A 21,131-nucleotide genomic window follows, 5' to 3' on the forward strand; every position below is an offset into this window, starting at 1 on the left:
CGCCGCGAATACTTGCAGCCTGCGATCCGCCCCGTTATAAGTCCTCGCCATTTACCGCAGCAGGCAGACCATGAGCCAAGCCGATCATCTCGACCAAGCCCCTGTTTTCCAGCTCAAGGGCAGCATGCTCGCCATCACCATCTTGGAACTGGCGCAGAACGACCTGGAGCGTCTCGATCAGCAATTGGCTGTGAAGGTCGAACAGGCACCTGACTTCTTCAACAACACCCCGCTGGTCCTCGCGCTGGACAAGCTACCCGCCGAGTGCAATCTCGACCTACCGGCGCTCATCGCGCTCTGCCGCAAGCGTGGCCTAAGGACACTGGCATTGCGGTCAGCCGATCCGCAGATCATAGGTGCGGCTGGTGCACTCGATCTCCCGGTCTTGCCGCCCTCAGGCGCCAAGGAGCGCAAGCTGGACCTCGCCAGCAAAACGCCCGCTGAACCTCCCAAGCCTGCCGAGCCGAGCTATCGGCCCACTCGCGTGGTGACCACTCCGATCCGCGGCGGTCAGCAGATCTACGCCAGAGACGGCGATCTGATCGTGCTGGCGGCCGTCAGCCCCGGCGCGGAACTTCTCGCCGATGGGAATATCCATGTGTACGGTCCCCTGCGTGGGCGCGCCCTGGCTGGCATCAAGGGTGACACCAACGCACGTATTTTCTGCCAGCAGCTGGCTGCTGAAATGGTCTCGATTGCCGGGCATTACAAGGTAGCCGAAGACCTGCGACGCGACCCACTTTGGGCCGAAGCCGTGCAGATGAGGCTATCCGGCGATGTGTTGAACATCACACGCCTTTAACGGATACTGCCGCGAATTTTCAAGCACCAAAACGGGCGCACTGTGAGCCGATTCGGCAACGGTCCCGACTTCATATTTAGGGTGAATCACCTTGGCCAAGATCCTCGTAGTCACTTCCGGCAAGGGTGGCGTCGGTAAAACGACTTCCAGCGCCGCCATCGGTACCGGCCTCGCCTTGCGCGGCCACAAGACCGTCATCGTCGACTTCGACGTCGGTCTGCGTAACCTGGACCTGATCATGGGCTGCGAGCGTCGCGTGGTGTATGACTTCGTCAACGTCATTCAGGGCGATGCGACCCTCACCCAGGCATTGATCAAGGACAAGCGTCTCGAAAACCTCTATGTCCTTGCCGCCAGCCAGACCCGCGACAAGGATGCACTGACTCTCGAAGGCGTCGGCAAGGTCATCGATGAACTGGCTCAGAACTTCGAGTTCGTCATCTGCGACTCTCCTGCCGGTATCGAAAAAGGCGCTCATTTGGCGATGTATTTCGCCGACGAAGCCATCGTGGTGACCAACCCAGAGGTATCCTCGGTTCGCGACTCGGACCGTATGCTGGGGCTTCTGGCCAGCAAGTCGCGCCGCGCCGAAAACGGCGACGAGCCGATCAAGGAACATCTTCTGCTCACCCGCTACAACCCGGAGCGTGTGGTCAAAGGGGAAATGCTCGGCGTCGAAGACGTAGAAGAAATTCTCTCGATTCGCCTGCTGGGCGTAATTCCCGAATCGCAAGCGGTCCTCAAAGCGTCAAACCAGGGTGTGCCGGTCATTCTTGATGACCAGAGCGATGCCGGTCAGGCCTACAGCGATGCCGTGGATCGTCTGTTGGGCAAGGAAGTGAACCATCGCTTCCTGGACGTGAAAAAGCAGGGCTTTCTCCAACGCCTGTTCGGAGGCCGCGAATGAACCTTCTCGACTTCTTTCGTGAACGCAAGAAGAAGGAAACGCCAGCCAATATCGCGAAGGAACGCCTGCAGATCATCGTCGCCCATGAGCGCGGCCAGCGGACGCAGCCGGATTACCTCCCGGCACTGCAGAAAGAACTGGTCGAGGTGATTCGCAAGTACGTGAACATTGATAGCGACCAGGTTCAGGTAGCACTGGAAGATCAGGGCAGCTGCTCGATCCTCGAACTGAACATCACCCTGCCTGATCGCTAAGCGATCAGGCCAGGCAGCAGGTCAGCGTGTGCTGCACTGGCTCGTCGGCGACTTCGGTCGCCGATGTCGTTTGTGGAATTCATAGATGCCCTTGAGCAACGTTCAAATCGTCCATCAGGACGCCGCGCTATTGGTGATCAACAAGCCCACCCTTCTCCTGTCGGTTCCGGGCCGCGCCGATGACAACAAGGACTGTCTGGTAACCCGCCTGCAGGAAAACGGCTATCCAGAGGCGCGCATTGTCCACCGCCTGGACTGGGAAACCTCTGGCCTGATCGTCCTAGCTCGCGATGCTGATAGCCATCGCGAGCTGTCGCGCCAGTTTCACGATCGAGAAACGGAAAAAGCCTATACCGCGCTATGCTGGGGAAAACCCGAGCAGGACAGTGGAAGCATCGATCTACCCCTTCGCTACGACCCGCCAACAAAGCCTCGACACGTAGTTGATCACGAACTGGGCAAGCACGCCCTGACGTACTGGCACGTGATGGAGCGCTGCGGCAGCTACAGCCGCGTTGAGCTGACACCAATCACCGGCCGCTCCCATCAATTGCGTGTGCATATGCTTTCCATCGGCCACCCACTGTTGGGTGATCGACTTTATGCCCACGAGCAAGCGCTGACAGCGCATGATCGGCTCTGCCTGCATGCCAGCATGCTTTCACTGACACATCCACAAACTGGCCAGCGCCTGCGGTTCACCTGCCCAGCTCCGTTCTGATGCGCGATTTTCTAGACGCAACCCGCGGCGCACCGGCGCATCCTAGCCTGCTAAAGGCGCTCGCCCGTCGCGCTGAAGATCCGGGCCAGGCGCTTGATCTCGGTTGCGGCGCCGGTCGCGACAGCCTGCAGCTGCTAGCGGAAGGCTGGACGGTCACTGCACTCGATCAAGACGTCAGGGCATTGGAGATCCTGCGCGAGCAGGCGGCTTGCTATTCGCCGGATAAGCTCGCCACGCTATGTTGGACATTCGAAGACGTCCGCTCCTTACCTGTGGTGGACTTCGTCAATGCCAGCTTTTCCCTCCCCTTCTGTCAGCCGGAACACTTTGATGAGTTGTGGAGGAGCATCTCCGATTCGCTTGGGCAGGGTGGGTGGTTTTCCGGTCATTTCTTCGGCCCACGCGACGATTGGGCGGCAAAAGGACTCACCATTCACGGACGAGAGGAAGTGCTGAAACTCTTCAAGGGCTGGTCCATAGATGATTTTTGCGAGTTCGAGCGCGATGGCAAGACTGCGGTGGGAACTCCCAAGCACTGGCATCTCTTCGAGGTTGTGGCTCGACGCGATTCAGATGCACCGCTGTCATTGGCGCGGTGCAGATGGCCTTCAGTCCTTGAGCTTATCCCCCCAACGATGAATGCTATAGACTTTGACGCCTCGCAGTCTGGAGCTCGTCATGCGCGAAGAACTCAACCAAGGCCTTATTGATTACCTAAGGGCCTCTCCCACCCCCTTTCACGCCACCGCCAATCTGGCACAGGCTCTCCAGGCCGCTGGGTACAAGCCGCTGAATGAGAGCGAGACGTGGCATACCGAGTTGGGCGGACGTTACTACGTGACCCGCAACGACTCCGCGATCATTGCGTTTCAGCTCGGCACCAAATCAGTCGTCGAACATGGCATGCGCCTGGTCGGCGCCCATACCGACAGCCCCTGCCTGCGGGTCAAGCCGCAGCCGGAACTGCAGCGTCAGGGCTTTTGGCAACTCGGTGTTGAAGTCTACGGTGGTGCGCTGCTAGCGCCCTGGTTCGATCGCGATCTGTCACTGGCCGGCCGCGTAACCTATAGCCGTGACGGAAAGATCGAAAGTCAGCTGATCAACTTTAAACTTCCGATTGCGGTGATCCCCAGCCTGGCTATTCACCTTAACCGCGAAGCCAACCAGGGTTGGGCCATCAATCCCCAGACCGAACTGCCACCGGTTCTGGCGCAAGTTGCCAGTGAAGAACGCCCTGATTTTCGCGCGCTACTGGCCGACCAGCTGAGTCGTGAGCATGGCCTGGTCGCTGACGTGGTACTGGACTTCGAGCTCAGCTTCTACGATACGCAAAGCGCCGCCGTCATCGGCCTCAATGGCGATTTCATCGCCGGCGCCCGCCTGGATAATCTGCTGTCCTGTTTTGCCGGGCTTCAGGCATTGTTGAAAGCCGGCCCAGAGGAAACTTGCGTATTGGTCTGCACCGATCACGAGGAAGTCGGCTCAGCCTCGATCTGCGGCGCAGACGGTCCGTTCCTCGAGCAGGTTCTGCGCCGTTTAGTGCCTGAGGGTGAGGACTTTCAGCGCAGTATCAACCGCTCGCTGTTGATTTCGGCCGATAACGCTCATGCAGTGCACCCCAACTACAGTGACAAACACGACGGCAACCACGGTCCCAAGCTCAATGCCGGCCCAGTGATCAAGGTCAACAGCAATCAGCGTTACGCAACCAGTAGCGAAACTGCCGGTTTCTTCCGTCATCTCTGTCTGGAGAATGAAGTCTCCGTGCAGAGCTTCGTCACCCGAAGCGACATGGGCTGCGGCTCAACCATTGGTCCGATCACCGCGAGTCAGCTGGGGGTACGTACAGTGGACATTGGGCTGCCCACCTTCGGCATGCACTCCATACGCGAGCTGGCGGGCAGTCAGGATCTGGCGCATCTGGTCAAGGTTCTCGCTGCGTTCTACTCAAGCGCTGAACTACCCTGAGGCCATGAACACAGTACCGCTGGTATCTGGTGTATTACGGTGACATCAGCGAACCTTTCCCGCTGCATGACCGGAGCGATGTGCAGCAGTGCAGCTTTCCTGTCAAAGACATGAAAGCTGCACTGCTTCCGTGGCGATCAATGACCTTCATAAGGCCGGTCGCTCACCTTGCAATGCCTCGATGCTGCCTCCATAGTGCTTCTTACTTGCGCCCGCTTAACCGTCGGTAGCAGGCCGCTGATAATTTCCATTTCGAACCAATAGCGATACCCCGGTCTAATCTCGTCAACTACCGATACGGTATCGTGTGGTGCGAAGGGGTCCCCCGCCAGTTCGGAATGGTCGCTGTCACGGCGTGAGCCGTCAGGTGCCATCGGGCTGTGGTTTTTTTCCGCCGGCGAATCTGCCCCGGCGCCTGATTGATGGCCAAATATGCGTTACTACACAGCCCTGCGTCGCCCCCTTGAATTCAAACGATCCTTGACCGTCGGTCTTGTTGCGCTGCTGCTCGGCGTTCAAGCCGCGACCGCCACTGCGAAGCCTGCGGGCAATCAGTGGGATTACCTGCAGCCCGACCGTGATCAAGTGATCGCCAGCCTCAACGTTGTCGAATTGCTCAAGCGCCATCACTACAACAAGCCGCCGCTCAATGATGCACGCTCGGCGAAAATATTCGACAGCTATATAAAGATGCTCGACCCATCACGTAGCTACTTCACCGCCGGTGACTTGGCCGAGTTCAAGGAATGGCGAAACCAGTTCGATGACTTCCTCAAGAACGGCAATCTCGAGCCTGGCTTTGCAATCTACAAGGTCCACTTGGAGCGGTTGCAGTCACGTCTGCAATACGCATTGGGCCTTTTGGAAAAAGGCGTGGACAGTTTCGATTTCACCGTTGATGAAGAACTACTCGTCGATCGTGAGAACGCTGCCTGGTCCAAAGACGAGCGGGAACTCGATGACCTGTGGCGTAAACGCGTCAAAGATGAAATATTGCGCCTGAAGATCGCTGGCAAGGAGTCGAAGGCCATCGAAGAACTGCTCATCAAACGCTACAAGAACCAGCTTTCTCGTCTTGAGCAGACGCGTGGCGAAGATGTTTTCCAGGCTTATATCAATGCCTTCGCGCAGTCCTACGACCCGCACACTCAATATCTGTCGCCGGACAATGCGGAAAATTTCGACATCAACATGAGCCTCTCCCTGGAAGGGATTGGTGCTGTACTGCAGAGCGACAATGAGTACGTGAAGGTGGTGCGCCTGGTGCCGGCCGGCCCGGCAGAGAAAAGCAAGCAGATCGCGCCTGCGGACAAGATCGTGGGTGTGGGCCAGAACAACGAGGAAATGGTCGATGTCATCGGCTGGCGACTCGATGAAGTGGTCAAGCTCATCCGCGGCCCCAAGGGCTCGGTGGTTCGCCTTGAGGTGGTTCCCGCAAGCAACGCACCGAATGACCAGAGCAGCAAGACTGTCGCCATCACCCGTGAAGCGGTGAAACTCGAGGAGCAGGCTGCCAAGAAGTCGGTACTCAACCTTCAGCAGGACGGCCGCGATTACAAGCTCGGTGTGATCGAAATTCCTGCGTTCTACCTGGATTTCAAGGCGCTACGCGCCGGTGACAAGGATTACAAGAGCACTACCCGTGACGTTAAGAAACTGTTGACGGAGCTGGAGCAGGAAAAAGTCGACGGCATCGTCATCGACTTGCGTAACAACGGCGGCGGCTCGCTTCAGGAGGCGACCGAGCTGACCGGCCTGTTCATCGATAAAGGCCCGACGGTGCTGGTCCGTAACAGCGATGGCCGCGTGGACGTTTTGGCTGATGAGCAGCAAGGAGCGTTCTACAAAGGCCCCCTGGCCGTGCTGGTCAATCGCCTGTCGGCCTCAGCGTCGGAAATCTTCGCTGGCGCTATGCAGGATTACCACCGCGCCCTCATCGTCGGTGGTCAGACGTTCGGCAAAGGCACGGTCCAGACGGTTCAGCCGCTCAACCATGGCGAGCTGAAGCTGACGCTGGCAAAGTTCTACCGCGTCTCCGGACAGAGCACTCAGCATCAGGGCGTAATCCCGGATATCTCCTATCCGGCTGACGTTGACACCAAGGAAATCGGCGAGAGCGCTCTGCCTGAAGCAATGCCGTGGGACAGCATCCGCGCGGCGATCAGTCCGGACATGAACCCCTTCAAGCCGTTCTTAGCCGAGCTCAAGGCACGCCACGAAGCGCGAACCAATGAAAATCCTGATTTTGTCTTTACGCGAGATCGGCTCGCTCTTACGCAAGAGCTGACTCACGAGACGACCATCAGCCTTAACGAGGAGAAGCGTCGTGCCCAGCAGGAGCTTATCGAAAACCGCCAGCTGACTCTTGAGAACACGTTGCGCAAAGCCAAAGGTGAAGAGCCCTTGGCCAAACTCGAGCGTGAAGACGAAACGACGCCACACATCGAAGACAAGAAAATCAAACCTGAAGACGATGCATATCTATCGGAAAGCGGTCGTATTCTTCTCGATTACCTGGGCCTGCAGGATGCAATGGCCAAGACCAGCTCCAATGGGCGCTAGCCATCGGCCTGTCATCAAAATGACATCGTAGCGTCGTGAAATACGAAGGGCCGCCGATGTGCGGCCCTTCGCATTTCCACGCCAATATGAGACCAACATGACCGTCACCGAGCAGTTGAGCACGCTGGATTTCATCCTTGCTCACGGCGACATCACCAGCCTGTTTCAGCCCATCGTCTCGCTATCGGAGCGCCGTATTCTGGGATACGAAGCGCTGACTCGCGGCCCCTCCAATACCTCGCTGCACTCCCCCATCAATCTGCTTGCCGCGGCTAGGCACGCAGGGCGCTTGAACGAGTTGGAGATGACCTGTCGTGAAAGCGCGTGCCGCCGGTATGCCCAGCAGCGGCTGCAAGGCAAGCTGTTCCTCAACGTATCGCCGGAGACACTGCTTGACGTGACTCACAGACCGGGGCGTACGCTGGAGCTACTGCACAAATACGGTATTTCCGCAGCCAATGTCGTTATCGAGCTGACTGAACAAACCCCCACAGATGACTTTGAGCTGCTCGATGCCGCGCTGCATCATTATCGTGACATGGGCTTCTCAATCGCACTCGACGATCTGGGTGCGGGGTATTCAGGCTTGCGCATGTGGTCGGAGCTGCGGCCTGACTACGTGAAGATCGACCGCTACTTCATTGACGGCATTCACCGTGACGTCGTCAAACGCGAGTTCGTCGAGTCCATCATGAAAATCGCCCGGGCATCGCGGGCCGTTGTCATCGCAGAAGGCATAGAGCTGAGCGAAGAGCTCGAGATTCTCTCGGACATGGGTGTCGATCTCGTCCAAGGGTATCTGCTGGGGAGGCCTGCAGAACAAGCGGACCTGGATGCGACCGTTCTGTTGCCGGACGCCGGTACTCGTGAAGATGCACTCAACGATGATCAGCCCGGCTTGTCCGCACTGGTTTTGCGACAATCCGCTGTCCTTAGCTCGCACCCGGCAGGTGAGGTATTGACGATGTTTCGGCAACAGCCATCGCTGAACTCAGTCGCGGTGCTTGACGAAACGAATGTGCCGGTCGGCATCGTTCACAGAAATCTTTTGTCAGAAGCGCTGCTCAAACCCTTTGCGACCGATCTGCTCACACGAAAACCAATCGCCAAGCTGATGACTGACGATTTCCTCGCCGTTGAACTTGGGCATTCTCTGCAGCAGGTCAGCCGGCTGCTAACCAGCCGTGCGCGACAGCGCATTGATGAAGAGTTCGTCATCACAGTCAACGGCGGTTACCACGGGCTCGGGCGCGTGATCGACGTACTTAAGCTGATTACGGAAATGAAAGTGCGTCAGGCGCAGCATGCCAACCCTCTTACACTGTTGCCAGGTAACGTTCCGATTCAACAGTGCCTGACGCTGCTACTGCGGCATCGCCGCGAAGCGGTGATCTGCTATGTGGACATCGATAACTTCAAGCCCTTCAACGACCTTTACGGTTATGCGAAGGGCGATGAGATTCTGTTATGCCTCGCCCAATGCCTGAATGAACTGATCGACTCTGGTTCAGATTTTGTCGGCCACATCGGGGGCGACGACTTCATGCTGGTAATCGATTCGAGAGATTGGGCTTCAAGAATCGAACAGCTATTCGAGGCCTTTGAATTACGCTGCAGGCGGTTTTACCGCAGCGAACACCTGGCTGAGGGCTGCTTCATCGCCGAAGCTCGCCAAGGAGGGTCGCAACGTTACCCTTTGCTTTCTCTGTCCGTCGGCGCCGTTCCGCTGAAGCCCAACGCCAGCGATGAACTGGATGCGTCGCTGCTAGCCAGCCTTGCATCGGAAGCTAAACGCCAGGCCAAGCAGGCACCGGGATACAGTCTGCACGTAGTGGACCCCGAACTGCATATCACCGATGGTCACAACCCCAACTTGGCGGCACTGGCCTTGTAATGCTCCGCCTTTTGAGTGTCTCGCTCGAGCCCATGGCCGCCTGCCAGATATAGCTGAGCCAGTCGGGTAGCTGCGAGCGGGTGCCCCGCCTCGACCGCTCGCGACCACCAATGGGCGGCCTTAGCGCCGTCTGGCCCGTGTGTGGCATCTTCGCTCAGGCTAATCACACCCATCTGGTAGGCGGCCTTTGCATCACCTTTCTCGGCAGCTAAACGTAGCAGTCGAATTCCCTCCTGCCGTGCGCCGTAGCCCTGACCACGGAAAAGCAGAATATGGCCGTAGAAGCTCTGCGCCTTGGTATCGCCAATAGCCGCCATCCGCGAAAACTGCCCTTCAATCCAGCGCCACACTCTGGGATGTTGAACGGCCCAACGAGCACTCATCAATTTGCGGGCGACCATGTAACCAACGCGCGCCCGGAATTTATGCAGCATCAGGGCATCTCCGGATAATCAAATTCAAATACGCGGGCTACTTCACCTGCGTGCCACGACGCAGCGGCAGCACCATCCGCAGGACCGGAGAAGCGCCCCAAACGCGTTGCACATTCGAAGAATCCGGTTTTGGGCAATCTGCTCGCGCCTTGACTGATCACTAATGCACTGCGCAACGGCCGATCAGCACGCGCATCGAGGGCAGCCAAATACTCCAGGGCAGCAGTAAGGGTCTGCATCGCAGGAACCGGCAACTCAAGGCGCTCTATCAGAGCGCGATAGGTAACCAGGTGATGCTGACGTCGGGCGTCGGACAATTCGTTCAGCAGTGCCAGCCAATGCTGCTTGCTGATACGTACTGACGGAGCGCTATCGTTCACGCTTGCTGCTCCCATCCGTCGATCTCCAGCGCTCGGGCCAACGCGCGGCGTATTGGTTCTCCGGGGTCGCGCTCGCCGCTTTCGATGAGATTCAGATACACCGGACTTATGCCGGCAGAACGCGCTAGTGCGTCTTGACTCATGCCCTTGGCCTCTCTGATGACAGCAAGGTCATCGAATCGAGGGAGCGTGGCAGGTGAATAAACCGCCGCGGGTACGGCTGTGCTCGGGCCTTGAGCGCCTACCAGCTTTTGATATTCGTCCCAAGGCAGAACAGCGTACTCAGGCACGCCGTCACGCATGATGATCTGAACGCTCATCCGCTACCTCGCTGATTGTTTCCGTAAATGAAATCGGATGTTAACAGCGTGAGAGCGATTTTTTGGTGGACGAAAGCCCACTAAAGCGTGAAAGGCATGGCGCTTTCGATAAACGATTGGAGATTGGCCACTGGTCCTAGACGCCTCGAGCTCCGCCGACGTCATCAGCCATGGGTTCGCCAGGTGCAGGCAGTCGATCAATTTCAGCTAATACATCGGCAGGTTGGCGTCCTTTCCACGTCCGAAATGCTTGCAGTTCATCGGCCCATTTGCGCATCACCCAGGCCAGGACGGCAAGATCGTCAACGAAGCCCAGCCCAGGTATCCAGTCTGGTATGGCGTCCAAGGGCGATAGAAAATAAAGCAGACCCGCGACTACGGCGACCAAAGCGGGCTTACTGATAGCCCTGTACTCACCCCGCCACCACGCGACGCACAGCGCCTGCAGCAAACTTAGGTCTTCACGCAACCCTTTGATCAGCCCGCCTTTGGCGGAACGCTTGCGCGCAACGGCCAAAAGCACGACAGGTAGTCTTCCACGAGCCAGTACACGCTGAGCGAGCGGTAGATATTTCAGGAATTTCCAAGGTGCCTTCATGGTTGACTCCCCTCAAAGCCGCGCCACGTAAGCGCATTGATATTATCCACAGATCCTGTGGATAACCTTGTGAACACATTCTGGATGACCTTCCAAAACGCCCAAACGACGCGGGTTACATACAGATCGACGAGTTTTTGTTCACCCAATAAAAATCTTTAGAAAACAGTAACTTATAATTGTCGAGAGTTTTTTATAAGACCACACAGCTTATTCGGAGATGTCAGCTTGATGAATGTGCATAACCGCCACATGTCAACGTATTTCTAAGTCGAATTTGGCTTTAAACCGTACATCGGTCAGCGTTGCTGCATTCTAAAGAAGACAGAGCTTCAGCAATGTCGTTCCGATTGAACAAATATCGGTACGAGCCAGCCGTAGCAAAAAAAATCCATTGGGTTGATAGAAGCAAAAAAAACCGGTCAAAAGACCGGTTTTTTTCTTTGAATACAGCCGATCAATTAAGGCTGAGTTTGGCCCTGTTCTTTTCCAGCGTTGCAGCGCCGATCCCCTTAACTTCAAGCAGCTCGTCAATCGAAGTAAACGGACCGTGAGCTTCACGATACTGAACGATGGCTTTCGCTTTGGTTTCGCCGATACCCTTCAGCTCGCGGGTCAGGGTTTCGACGTCGGCGGTATTCAAATTGACTGGGGCAGCTTGAACAACGGCTGCTGAAGCGGGGGCTACGGGTTCGGTTTTAGCTGCATAGCTGCTTACTGCGAAGCCGGTAAGCAATGCGAATACCGATGCCGATAGGAAAGTCCTAATCATTTTTCATGTCCTTATGAGTGTGGTTTTACGGCGCGGTACTCCATGCGCCGCAACACCACTCTAATCAGGAACATCGGCATGTCAAACTGAGCAGGCGATTCTGTGATCGATGCCTCTTACAACGTGCAGGTACGACTAGCGCATGATGTTGAACAGGCTCAACCCTGCAATCTTCACGTAGCTCTGTTGTGCAGCCTCGAGAACGACCGTTTGCATGGATAAGCGAGACAGCGCTTCGGCGTAGTCCAACTCTCGCAGCTCCGCCTGAACGCCCTTGTTGACCAAGGCGACATCTTCGTTATCGGTTTGGGTAGTCTCGATCACATTCAAGCGTGCGCCGATATTGCCCCGCGCCTGATCGACACTGACCATGCCGTGGTCAAGGTTTGTCAAAGCCACTGCAACGGCGTCACGCACTCCGTTATTGCCTGTAGCGGGGTTTTCCAAGGATTTGCGGAGACTGGAAATGGTATCCAGAATGCCCTGCTTCTCCATCCCGTTTCGGTTAACGGTGAATGTTTCAGTTCCGCTCGGCACACCGTCTACATGGATCGTCATCCCACGAAAGACAAGCTTGTCGCTCGACTTGTCATCCTCATCCAATCGTCCAGCACTCAAAACGGTGCTGCCGCCCACTTCATAGATTTCATATTTCTTGGGGTCAGCTGGGTCTGCGAAGCGAACTTCGATGCCCCCGGCAGGAAAATCGAAAGCAGCGAATGCCACCTCATCATTAACCAGGGGAGCCGACAACCGCACCGCTGGCGCAACGATCGTGTCTGCCGCCGGGCTCATCGACAAGCGCCCTGCGTTGGTCACGGACTGGAACACGGACTTGCCGTTGTCGCTGATAGCAATATTCAACGAGCTGGCGACCTGGAGTTTTCTTTGGCCTTCGTCACCCTGATAGCTGTAGCTGCCATCGGGGCCGCGGACGAAAGGTTGGGTTTTGCCCTGAAACCCTGAAAATAAATACTCACCGCGTGCATTACGCGTATTCATCAACGATAGCAGTTCATCCTCTCGCTCGCCCAACTCCGCGGCGATGGCCTTGCGATCCTGGGGATCCAGCCCGCCGTTACCTGCCTGCACCGCGAGTTCGCGGACACGCTGAAGCACGGTATTCACCGAATTGAGCGTTACTTCCTCCTGGGTCAGGCTGTTCTTTGCCGCCGTGAGGTTCGAGTTGTACTGACTCAGTACGTTCTGTTGCTGCTCCAGCTGTAACAGACGCACCGATGCTACCGGATCATCAGCCGGCGTCAGGATCCGATTGCCTGTGCTGATCTGCTCTTGTGTCCGCGTGGCATTGGCATAGTTTCGCTGTATGCCGTTGACGCCATTATTGAACGCCTGCAAGGTCGAGATGCGCATGGTCGGGCCCGTTACCTAAAGGTACTAATCAATGTATCGAACATGGAGCGGGCAACTTGAATGATTTGAGCGGACGCATTGTAGTACTGCTCGAATTTGATCAAGTTGGCGGCCTCTTCATCGAGGTTCACTGCCGAAAGTGAATCTCGGTTGTCGGTAGCCTGCTTGAGAATCGCTCCGGTGGCATCGCTGTCCATCCGCGCCTGGGCCGTGAGGGTTCCGACCCGCTCAACCAGCTCGCCGTAGCCATCAGTGAAGCTCTTACCTGAGCCAGGCACAGCGCCATCAACCCCGATTGTCTGTTTTGTCTGAAGATTGACCATCTTCAACGCGTTGCGGTTATCCGAGACGCCATTCTGATTGAATCCAATCGTGAAGGTGTCACCTTGCTGTGGCCGGCCGCTGACCGTGAATTTGAAACTGTGGCCATCGATCGTGACAGACAATTCATTGGTCTGCCCTGGGGTGAACTCGGCAGGGCTTAGCTGAGTGACTCCAGCACCCGTGATGGATGGCGGACTGCCGCTGTTGTAGGTCAATGTAATGTCGGCGGAAAGAGCAGTCTTGAGCGTGCCGATATTCACAGCGCCAGTGGTTTCCGGCTGGCTGATGACGCCGTTGCCGATATTCTGCAGATTGCTCTGCGCTCTCACAGGAGCAGCGAATGCAAGTTGATCCGCCTGGTCGAGCACGGTTTTGATGTCGGTTGCACCACGCCTGGTTGGCTGCAGCGAAAACTTGTCACCCGCATTCGGCGTGCCGCTGATAGCCACCGTGAATCCCTGATCCTTGCCAGCATTATCGGCAAAGCTGAGGTAGGCCGGTGGACCAGCATTGGTACTTACAGTGATGCTGGCGTTGTCGCTCAAACGCCTGGCGGAATAGTTCGAACCATCGAATTCCATGCGATAGTCGCTGATCGTCAGGTTGCCGGTATCGGTGATGCGGAGCGAAGCATCGGCTGCTGAAGTGTTTCCGCGGAACGGCGTTGCTCGCAAGCCCATGAGCGATGCAGCGTTGTAATCGCCGAACAGAGCTTCGCCAACCTGCCCCTTTAGGTCCAGTCCTTGCGTCTGCTGCGAATTGATCTGATCACTGACCGCAAGTGCTAACCGGCCAAGCGAATTCATCGTCGAATCCAGAACCTCTTCGCGATAGCGGATCAACCCACCCAACTCGCCCCCGGTGATCTGCGAAGTGATCCCTTGCCTGGAGTTGCCACTGACGAACTGGATCTCGTGACGATTAGGGTCGCTTTGCCCCGGAACGACCTCAAGACGGCTGACGGTGCTGCCCACCACCAGAGGCTGACCGGTACCGACTGAGACGTTGAAGCTGTTGTCGTCCTGCGGCGTCACGGTGACGCCAATATAGGTCGACAGCTGGCGCACCGCCTCGTCACGCTTGTCGAGCAAGTCATTGGGCTGCTTGCCGTTGGCAGAGGCAATAGCGATCGCCTGATTGAGGCTGCCAATGGTCCCAGCAAGCCGATTGACCTGATCGGTCACCGCTGACATCTGCTTGTTGGTGAAGTTGTTCTGCTCGGTCAGGCGATCCGATACCGTATTGAACCGCCGGGCTAGCCCTTCCGCCTCGGCCAGCACCAGTTGCCGCGCCGGGATGTTAGCCGGATCTTCAGCAGCAGTCTGAAACGCAGAGAAGAACTTCTGCAGCGACGGCGTGATACCCGTTGTGCTGCCTGCCAGCAGAGAATCGAGCTGATCGATCTGGCTCTTATACGCTTCGACGTCGCTGCTCAGCGACGTGCTGCTGCGCAGCTGGCTGGTTAGGAATTCACTGTAGGTCCGGCGGATTTCCACCAGTGTCGTACCTGACCCCACATAGCCAGCGCCGCTGAACTGAGGTACGCGGGTAGCCTGGGAGGCATCCTGGCGACTATAACCCGGCGTGTTGACGTTGCTGATGTTGTGGCCGGTGATAGACAACTGGCTCTTGCTGGCGCTCAGGCCGGAAAGGCCAATGTTCAGTAGGTCAGCCATGATTAACCCCTAGTCCGCATTGCGGGCGACGTGCTGGCGTCGGCAATAGTCTGATAGGTCTGCACTTTGCGAGCGATCTGGTTGATCTTGTTCGCATACTGCGGATCGGTCGCATAACCGGCCCGCTGCAGTTCCTTGACGAAACGCTCGGAGTCGCCGGATACGCTGGCCACCTGGATCGCAGGCTTATAGCGCTCGTTGTTCTCCAGCAGCCGAACGTAATCGTTGAAGCTTTGCTCGAACGAGTCATAAGCCCGGAAGCCGGCTACCTGCTTGGTGGCTTTGCCGTTCACGTATTCGGTCGTGGTGACTTTCGCCGACTCGCCGCTCCAGCCATTCGCCTTGATACCGAACAGGTTGTGGCTGTTGCTGCCGTCCTTCTGCTTGATCATCGATTTGCCCCAGCCAGTCTCCAGCGCAGCCTGAGCCACCAGGAAACGCGGCTCCACACCAAGCCGCTTCGCGGCCTTCTCGGCCATGGGCAGCATGGTTGCGATGAACTCTGCAGGAGAACTGAAGCCTGTCTTGCTGGGCGCACTCGGTGTGCTCGCCTCAACGCCATTGATGGTCAGAGGTGCGTCCTTCGGTGCGGCGAACGCAGTCGCCGGCTTCCAGTCGACGTTGACCAGCGGCTGAGTCACTCCGGCCTGAGCGGGTTGCTCGACCTGAGGGCTCGTAGCCGCCACGTCTGTCTGCACGCGCTCGGCCAGGCGCCCCGGCAGCGCCAGACGACGCTGATTGAGCAGTTGGGAATCATTGCGAGCCGGATCTACCTTGGCCAGCGTGGTGTTGGCGTTAGGGTTGCTCGACCACTTGGCGCCTTCGGTCTGCGCGACCTGAGCAAACGGGTTGGGCTTCTCCTCAGGCTTCTGATCTTTGCTCAACTGGCGGATCAGCACATCGGCCAGGCCGATACCGCCGCCCTCCTTGGACAAGGTGACTGAAAGCTGCTGGTCGTGCATGTCCTGATATTGCTTGCTGGCCTGGCTGTTGAGTGGATTGTCTTGGGACATGACCTCAGTGGCCGAACGCATCGACTTGAGCATCTCGTTCATGAACAGGGATTCGAATTCCTGAGCGACCTTGCGCACGTTCTCAGCGCCGTCACGGTCCTTGCCAACCTTGAGCTGGTTCAGCCGATTCAGGTCGGAGTAACTGCCGCTATCAGGGGTACGACGACCCAGTCCCAGACGATTTTCCATGTCCCGTTCCTCAGATAACGATCAGGTCAGCTTGCAGCGCGCCGGCTTGCTTGAGTGCTTCGAGGATCGCCATCAGGTCGCTGGGAGCAGCACCTACCTGATTCACGGCCCGCACGATTTCATCAAGCGTGGTGCCGGGACCGAACTTGAACATCGGTTTGGCTTCCTGCTCCGCTTTCACCTTGGAGTTGGGAACGACCACGGTCTGGCCGTCCGAAAGTGGATTCGGCTGGCTGACTTGCGGGTCTTCCGAAATGGTCACAGTGAGACTGCCGTGGGTGACGGCCGCAGGTTGAACACGCACGTTCTGACCGATCACGATGGTGCCGGTACGCGAGTTGATGATGACCTTGGCGATTGCCTGGCCCACATCGACTTCGAGGTTTTCCAGGATCGACAGATAGTCGACGCGCTGGCTCGGATCCAGAGGTGCAGTAATGCTGATCGAGCCGCCGTCGAGGGCCTGCGCGACACCTGGGCCGAGCAACTCGTTGATGTGGTCGACGATGTTCTTTGCAGTCGTGAAATCCGGACGATTGAGGTTCATGGTCAGAGTGGTTCCCTGATTGAACGCGCTAGGCACTGGACGCTCGACCGTGGCACCACCTGGGATACGACCGGCAGAAGGGATGTTGACGGTGATCCGCGAACCATCTGCGCCGCCGGCATCGAAGCCGCCGACGACCAGGTTGCCCTGGGCGATCGCATAGACGTTACCGTCGATACCTTTAAGCGGCGCCATCAGCAGGCTGCCGCCGCGCAGGCTCTTGGCATTACCGATGGAGGATACGGTGATGTCGATGGTCTGGCCGGGTTTGGCGAATGCAGGCAAATCAGCATGGATCGACACGGCAGCCACGTTCTTAAGCTGAACGTTGCCGCCAGCCGGTACCTTGATGCCGAACTGCGCCATCATGTTGTTGAAGGTCTGCACCGTGAACGGCGTCTGGGTGGTTTGGTCACCACTTCCATTCAGGCCGACCACCAGGCCGTAGCCGATCAACTGGTTGCTACGCACGCCCTGAATGGTTGCGATGTCCTTCAGCCGCTCGGCATGAACCGGAACGGCAGCCAGGCACAACACAGCAACTACGATCGAGCTGAACAATTTCATTGCGTGTACCTGCTTAGAACGGCCACAACGGGCTGATGAAGAAACGATCCAGCCAACCGGGCTGGCTGGCGTCGGCAAAGGCGCCGGTGCCAGAGTAAGTAATGCGCGCATCGGCGATACGGGTCGAAGGCACGGTGTTGTCAGTGGCGATATCGTCAGAGCGCACCAGTCCCGCTATCCGCACCAGCTCATCGCCAGTGTTCAGGGTCATCCACTTCTCGCCGCGGATCGCCAGGATGCCGTTGGGCAGCACGTCCGAGACGGTCACGGTGATCGAGCCAGAAAGGCTGTTGCTCTGCCCTGCCTGACCGGAACCGGATGTATCGCGCGACGCGTCGTATTCCGCCCCCAGGCTCAGCTTGTCGCCGGTAAGCAGACCGCTGCCGGCGAGCGGATTGGCCATTGCAACTGCACCGCCGAAGAGAGAGCCGAGGCCGATGTTGGCGCTGCTGTCTTTGGAGATCTTGGAGCTCGAGTTCTTGCTCGCCTGAGTTTTCTCATTGAGCGAGACGGTGATGATGTCGCCAACCCGATAGGCTTTCCGGTCGTCATACAGATTGGTTTCGAACCCGGCCTGATAGATCGCACCGTTATTCTGCGCGGCCGGCAATGGCGTGCGCGGCAGCACCGGAGAATAGTACGGGTCATTGGGCTTCGGGGCCGGCGCCATGCAACCAGCCAGGATCACGGAAGACATCAGCGGAAGGACAATCATCAAGCGGCGCATAATCACCTCAATCCAGCGGCTGACAGCTGTTAAAGCTGCTGGGTAACGAAAGACAGCATCTGGTCGGCCGTAGAGATGACTTTCGAGTTCATCTCGTAGGCGCGCTGAGTGGTGATCATGTTCACCAGCTCCTCGACGACGCTGACGTTGGAGTTTTCCAATGTGTTCTGCAGCACGGTGCCCAAACCGTTAAGGCCGGGAGTGCTCACCTGAGGCGCCCCACTCGCGGCGGTCTCCAGGAACAGGTTGCTGCCCATGGCTTGCAGTCCCGCCGGGTTCACGAAGTCAGCTGTCTGCAGGTTGCCGATGATCTGTGGAGCGGGATTACCCAGCGTGGTGACAGAAACGGTACCGTCTTCGCCCACGGTAAATGTCTGAGTTTCCGGCGGCACGACGATCGCAGGCTCCAAGGCATAGCCGTTGGACGTTACGATCTGGCCTTCGGCATTCAGATGGAAGCTACCGTCACGCGAGTAGGAAACCGTGCCGTCTGGCAGCAGCACCTGAAAGAAGCCACGGCCGTTGATCGCCATGTCGAGCGGTTGCTCGGTGGTTTGCAGGCTGCCAGCAGTAAATTGCTTCTGCGTTCCGACTATCCGCACACCGGTACCCAGCTGAAGCCCCGAAGGCAGTTCGCTGTCCTGCGTGGACTGGCCGCCCGGCTGACGTCGGATCTGATAGAGCAGGTCCTGAAACTCGGCACGATCCTTCTTGAAGCCGGTGGTGGACACGTTAGCCAGGTTGTTGGAAATGGTGGTCAGGTTCATGTCCTGAGCGGACAAACCGGTCTTGCTGACCCACAGTGCTGGAAGCATGTTCTTCTCCTCGTGCGCCGGAATTCGGGCGCGCCGCCTAGTTTGTTTAGCTGATCTGCAAGACTCGGGCCGCAGCGGCACCATCTTCTTCGGCAGTACGCATCATTTTCACGTGAAGCTCGAACTGGCGTGACAGCGCGAGCATGGACGTCATCTCGGCTACCGCATTGACGTTGCTGGCTTCCAGAAAGCCCGAGGTCACGCGAACCGCGGCGTCAGCCTCAACGGCCTCACCGGTTTTCATTCGAATCAGGCCATCGGTGCCCTTCACCAGCTGTTTAGGGTCAGGGTTGACCAGCTTCAATCGGTCAACACCGACCACCACATTGGGGTTTTCACCCAGGGCACGAATGCTGATGGACCCGTCTGCGCCGATGTCGATCTTCTCGTCTGGCGGCACGGCAATCGGCCCGGCATTGCCGAGAACCGGCAAGCCGTCGCCGGTCCTCAGCATCCCGAGGGTATCGACGTTCAGGCTGCCAGTACGGGCATAGGCTTCGCTGCCGTCAGGTGCTTGAACGGCGATCCAGCCGTCGCCCTCGACCGCCACGTCCAGATCTCGCCCGGTTTCCTGAAGTGTTCCGGAAGTGAAATCCGTACCGGGGCGCTCGGTCATTGCATAAACCCGAGCAGGGAAACTGTCGCCGAACACCTGCATCGATCGCGCTTGTTCGAAGTCGCGACGGAAGCCCGTAGTCGAGATGTTTGCCAGGTTGTTGGCATGCGCCTGCTGGGCCCGAGCGTTCTGGCTCGCCCCCGTCATTGCCACATAGAGCATCTTGTCCATCGAACCTCCGAAACACGCCAATTGACGCTAACTGGATTACATAACCTGAATTAGCAATAGGCGTGCCACGGAAATAAGTTGAAGTTATGACGTTGATAAATAAGGATTTTTCTAATAAAAAAAAGGCCCTGATGGGCCTTGAAAAAGCGAGGCGGCAATTTACCGCCGCCTCGGTGCGGCTTGGGCATCCATCAACGCAGGTTGATGATCGTCTGGGTGATCGCGCTTTCGGTTTCGATGGTCTTGGCGTTCGCCTGATAGTTACGTTGAGCCACAATCAGATTGACCAGCTGGTCAGATAGCTCGACGTTGGAATCTTCGAGCGCGCCCGCCTGAAGCGAGCCCAGCGTGCCACTGCCTGGCGGGTTGCGCACAGGCTCACCAGACTCGAACGATTGCACCCACTGGGTTTTACCCACCGGCGTCAAGCCTTGAACGTTGGCAAAGTTCGCCAGAATGATCTGCCCCTGCACCTTGGATTGGCCGTTGGTATAGCGAGCGAAGATTTCGCCTGTTTCGCTGATTTCAAGCCCGGCCAATTCACCTGTGGTGTAACCATCCTGACTGACGCTGTTGACGGCAAACGAACTGGCGTACTGAGTCGAACCTCGCATATCGAGCGTCATGTTGAGTCCCCCTGCCGGGGCGGCGTTGTTGAGCGACCAGCTTCCGTCAGTGTTCTTGACCGCTGGCTGCCAACCCGCAATGGGGGTGCTTCCGCTTGCCGGGTTTACAAGGCTACCGGACGGGCTGAACTCGAGGTTCGTCGTACTTGGCGCTGTGCTGTTGACTGGATCCGCCGGGTTTCGCCCGTTCACGAGAACATGCATCTGCCAAGTGTTGGCAGTACCGGTCTTGACGAAGTATTGCGTCATGACATGGGAATTACCCTGCTCATCGAAAACATTGGTCGATGTCGAGGAGTTGTAGCTCAACGGGTCGGCAGGGTCGAACGGCGTGTTGATCGGTTCAATATTGGTGGAGTTGAGATTGAATCCCTGGGTGACCTTAGTAGTAGCTTTGGGCTCCTGGCTTGAGGTCTGGATCTTCAGATCACTCACTCGCCCCGTCTGGATGTTGCCGTTGCCGTCAACAGAATACCCCTGGAGCTTGTAACCAAAGTTATCGACCAGGTTACCTACCTTGTCGGTACCGAAGTAGCCGGCACGGGTGTAGCTCAGCGCGCCGTTGTTACTGACTTGGAAAAAACCGTTGCCGTTAATTGCGAGGTCAAGGGCATTCTGGGTGTAGTTGATATTGCCCTGGTTGAACTGCTGAGACACGTTAGCCAGCAGCACTCCACTGCCCTGCGGGTTCTTGCCGGTACCAAGTACCGATGAGGCGTACACGTCGGCAAACTCCGCGCGCGACTGCTTGAAACCCGCAGTTCCTGCGTTGGCGATGTTGTTACCTGTGACATTGAGATCTTTGCTTGCGGCACGCATGCCGCTGAGGCCGATATTGAACGACATGAACTGCTCCTGTTACCGGATGTGCCGG

21 protein-coding genes are annotated in these 21,131 nt (G+C 57.4%); 8 read left to right on the forward strand and 13 right to left on the reverse strand.

What is annotated here, in order from left to right; translation table 11 throughout:
- Positions 1-70 precede the first annotated feature (70 nt).
- The 8 genes from minC to EA797_RS09445 all read left to right on the forward strand — a co-directional run bounded on the left by minC (position 71) and on the right by EA797_RS09445 (position 9,108).
- Complete coding sequence (minC, locus tag EA797_RS09410) at positions 71-802, forward strand: septum site-determining protein MinC (RefSeq protein ID WP_122164958.1); 732 nt, start codon at positions 71-73, stop codon at positions 800-802.
- Positions 803-893: 91 nt separating this feature from the next.
- Complete coding sequence (gene minD, locus EA797_RS09415; RefSeq protein ID WP_122164959.1) at positions 894-1,709, forward strand: septum site-determining protein MinD; 816 nt, start codon at positions 894-896, stop codon at positions 1,707-1,709.
- Positions 1,706-1,963, forward strand: coding sequence for a cell division topological specificity factor MinE (gene minE / locus EA797_RS09420; RefSeq protein ID WP_019341568.1), 258 nt, complete (start codon positions 1,706-1,708; stop codon positions 1,961-1,963). Before minD ends, minE begins: the two co-directional genes overlap by 4 nt.
- A gap of 85 nt (positions 1,964-2,048) precedes the next feature.
- The gene (locus EA797_RS09425; protein WP_122164960.1) at positions 2,049-2,684 is read left to right on the forward strand and encodes an RluA family pseudouridine synthase; all 636 of its coding nucleotides are present in this window, start codon (positions 2,049-2,051) and stop codon (positions 2,682-2,684) included.
- The gene (locus EA797_RS09430; protein WP_208644430.1) at positions 2,684-3,394 is read left to right on the forward strand and encodes a class I SAM-dependent methyltransferase; all 711 of its coding nucleotides are present in this window, start codon (positions 2,684-2,686) and stop codon (positions 3,392-3,394) included. Before EA797_RS09425 ends, EA797_RS09430 begins: the two co-directional genes overlap by 1 nt.
- Positions 3,363-4,652 carry a M18 family aminopeptidase gene (locus tag EA797_RS09435; protein ID WP_122164962.1) on the forward strand — a complete coding sequence of 430 codons (1,290 nt, stop codon included), beginning with the start codon at positions 3,363-3,365 and terminating at the stop codon, positions 4,650-4,652. Before EA797_RS09430 ends, EA797_RS09435 begins: the two co-directional genes overlap by 32 nt.
- Before the next feature lie 432 nt (positions 4,653-5,084).
- Positions 5,085-7,214, forward strand: coding sequence for a carboxy terminal-processing peptidase (locus EA797_RS09440; protein ID WP_122164963.1), 2,130 nt, complete (start codon positions 5,085-5,087; stop codon positions 7,212-7,214).
- A 97-nt stretch (positions 7,215-7,311) separates the two neighbouring features.
- On the forward strand, positions 7,312-9,108 hold the full coding sequence (locus EA797_RS09445; protein ID WP_122164964.1) for a bifunctional diguanylate cyclase/phosphodiesterase: 1,797 nt from the start codon (positions 7,312-7,314) through the stop codon (positions 9,106-9,108).
- On the opposite strand, the gene EA797_RS09450 is transcribed toward EA797_RS09445, so the two are convergent.
- From EA797_RS09450 to flgE, 13 genes are all read right to left on the reverse strand, one after another.
- A complete protein-coding gene (locus EA797_RS09450; protein WP_122164965.1) occupies positions 9,075-9,542 on the reverse strand; it encodes a tetratricopeptide repeat protein in 468 nt (155 codons plus the stop codon). The genes EA797_RS09445 and EA797_RS09450 overlap by 34 nt on opposite strands.
- Entirely contained in the window at positions 9,542-9,922 is a 381-nt protein-coding gene (locus EA797_RS09455; RefSeq protein WP_122166214.1) for a hypothetical protein, read from the reverse strand. The genes EA797_RS09450 and EA797_RS09455 overlap by 1 nt, the downstream gene beginning before the upstream one ends.
- Positions 9,919-10,242, reverse strand: coding sequence for a helix-turn-helix domain-containing protein (locus EA797_RS09460; protein WP_122164966.1), 324 nt, complete (start codon positions 10,240-10,242; stop codon positions 9,919-9,921). Before EA797_RS09460 ends, EA797_RS09455 begins: the two co-directional genes overlap by 4 nt.
- A gap of 136 nt (positions 10,243-10,378) precedes the next feature.
- Complete coding sequence (locus EA797_RS09465; protein WP_122164967.1) at positions 10,379-10,840, reverse strand: YkvA family protein; 462 nt, start codon at positions 10,838-10,840, stop codon at positions 10,379-10,381.
- 457 nt (positions 10,841-11,297) lie between these two features.
- The gene (locus EA797_RS09470) at positions 11,298-11,612 is read right to left on the reverse strand and encodes a ComEA family DNA-binding protein (RefSeq protein ID WP_122164968.1); all 315 of its coding nucleotides are present in this window, start codon (positions 11,610-11,612) and stop codon (positions 11,298-11,300) included.
- Between the two features lie 135 nt (positions 11,613-11,747).
- A complete protein-coding gene (gene flgL / locus EA797_RS09475; protein ID WP_122164969.1) occupies positions 11,748-12,986 on the reverse strand; it encodes a flagellar hook-associated protein FlgL in 1,239 nt (412 codons plus the stop codon).
- A gap of 11 nt (positions 12,987-12,997) precedes the next feature.
- Complete coding sequence (flgK, locus tag EA797_RS09480; RefSeq protein WP_122164970.1) at positions 12,998-14,986, reverse strand: flagellar hook-associated protein FlgK; 1,989 nt, start codon at positions 14,984-14,986, stop codon at positions 12,998-13,000.
- A 2-nt stretch (positions 14,987-14,988) separates the two neighbouring features.
- A complete protein-coding gene (flgJ, locus tag EA797_RS09485) occupies positions 14,989-16,188 on the reverse strand; it encodes a flagellar assembly peptidoglycan hydrolase FlgJ (protein ID WP_122164971.1) in 1,200 nt (399 codons plus the stop codon).
- Positions 16,189-16,198: 10 nt separating this feature from the next.
- Complete coding sequence (locus EA797_RS09490) at positions 16,199-17,302, reverse strand: flagellar basal body P-ring protein FlgI (protein WP_122164972.1); 1,104 nt, start codon at positions 17,300-17,302, stop codon at positions 16,199-16,201.
- Positions 17,303-17,315: 13 nt separating this feature from the next.
- A complete protein-coding gene (gene flgH, locus EA797_RS09495; RefSeq protein WP_122164973.1) occupies positions 17,316-18,029 on the reverse strand; it encodes a flagellar basal body L-ring protein FlgH in 714 nt (237 codons plus the stop codon).
- Positions 18,030-18,058: 29 nt separating this feature from the next.
- A complete protein-coding gene (gene flgG, locus EA797_RS09500) occupies positions 18,059-18,844 on the reverse strand; it encodes a flagellar basal-body rod protein FlgG (protein ID WP_045426038.1) in 786 nt (261 codons plus the stop codon).
- A 46-nt stretch (positions 18,845-18,890) separates the two neighbouring features.
- A complete protein-coding gene (flgF, locus tag EA797_RS09505) occupies positions 18,891-19,631 on the reverse strand; it encodes a flagellar basal-body rod protein FlgF (RefSeq protein WP_122164974.1) in 741 nt (246 codons plus the stop codon).
- A 191-nt stretch (positions 19,632-19,822) separates the two neighbouring features.
- The gene (flgE, locus tag EA797_RS09510; RefSeq protein WP_122164975.1) at positions 19,823-21,103 is read right to left on the reverse strand and encodes a flagellar hook protein FlgE; all 1,281 of its coding nucleotides are present in this window, start codon (positions 21,101-21,103) and stop codon (positions 19,823-19,825) included.
- Between the last annotated feature and the right edge of the window lie 28 nt (positions 21,104-21,131).

This window comes from Stutzerimonas zhaodongensis (assembly GCF_003696365.1).
GTDB classification, from domain to species: Bacteria; Pseudomonadota; Gammaproteobacteria; order Pseudomonadales; family Pseudomonadaceae; genus Stutzerimonas; species Stutzerimonas zhaodongensis.

Coding starts and splice junctions, on each gene's coding strand:
- minC (WP_122164958.1), top strand. CDS start 71: ATGAGCCAAGCCGATCATCTCGACCAAGCCCCTGTTTTCCAGCTCAAG.
- minE (WP_019341568.1), top strand. CDS start 1,706: ATGAACCTTCTCGACTTCTTTCGTGAACGCAAGAAGAAGGAAACGCCA.
- EA797_RS09425 (WP_122164960.1), top strand. CDS start 2,049: ATGCCCTTGAGCAACGTTCAAATCGTCCATCAGGACGCCGCGCTATTG.
- EA797_RS09430 (WP_208644430.1), top strand. CDS start 2,684: ATGCGCGATTTTCTAGACGCAACCCGCGGCGCACCGGCGCATCCTAGC.
- EA797_RS09435 (WP_122164962.1), top strand. CDS start 3,363: ATGCGCGAAGAACTCAACCAAGGCCTTATTGATTACCTAAGGGCCTCT.
- EA797_RS09440 (WP_122164963.1), top strand. CDS start 5,085: ATGCGTTACTACACAGCCCTGCGTCGCCCCCTTGAATTCAAACGATCC.
- EA797_RS09445 (WP_122164964.1), top strand. CDS start 7,312: ATGACCGTCACCGAGCAGTTGAGCACGCTGGATTTCATCCTTGCTCAC.
- EA797_RS09450 (WP_122164965.1), bottom strand. CDS start 9,542: ATGCTGCATAAATTCCGGGCGCGCGTTGGTTACATGGTCGCCCGCAAA.
- EA797_RS09460 (WP_122164966.1), bottom strand. CDS start 10,242: ATGAGCGTTCAGATCATCATGCGTGACGGCGTGCCTGAGTACGCTGTT.
- EA797_RS09465 (WP_122164967.1), bottom strand. CDS start 10,840: ATGAAGGCACCTTGGAAATTCCTGAAATATCTACCGCTCGCTCAGCGT.
- EA797_RS09470 (WP_122164968.1), bottom strand. CDS start 11,612: ATGATTAGGACTTTCCTATCGGCATCGGTATTCGCATTGCTTACCGGC.
- flgL (WP_122164969.1), bottom strand. CDS start 12,986: ATGCGCATCTCGACCTTGCAGGCGTTCAATAATGGCGTCAACGGCATA.
- flgK (WP_122164970.1), bottom strand. CDS start 14,986: ATGGCTGACCTACTGAACATTGGCCTTTCCGGCCTGAGCGCCAGCAAG.
- flgJ (WP_122164971.1), bottom strand. CDS start 16,188: ATGGAAAATCGTCTGGGACTGGGTCGTCGTACCCCTGATAGCGGCAGT.
- EA797_RS09490 (WP_122164972.1), bottom strand. CDS start 17,302: ATGAAATTGTTCAGCTCGATCGTAGTTGCTGTGTTGTGCCTGGCTGCC.
- flgH (WP_122164973.1), bottom strand. CDS start 18,029: ATGCGCCGCTTGATGATTGTCCTTCCGCTGATGTCTTCCGTGATCCTG.
- flgG (WP_045426038.1), bottom strand. CDS start 18,844: ATGCTTCCAGCACTGTGGGTCAGCAAGACCGGTTTGTCCGCTCAGGAC.
- flgF (WP_122164974.1), bottom strand. CDS start 19,631: ATGGACAAGATGCTCTATGTGGCAATGACGGGGGCGAGCCAGAACGCT.
- flgE (WP_122164975.1), bottom strand. CDS start 21,103: ATGTCGTTCAATATCGGCCTCAGCGGCATGCGTGCCGCAAGCAAAGAT.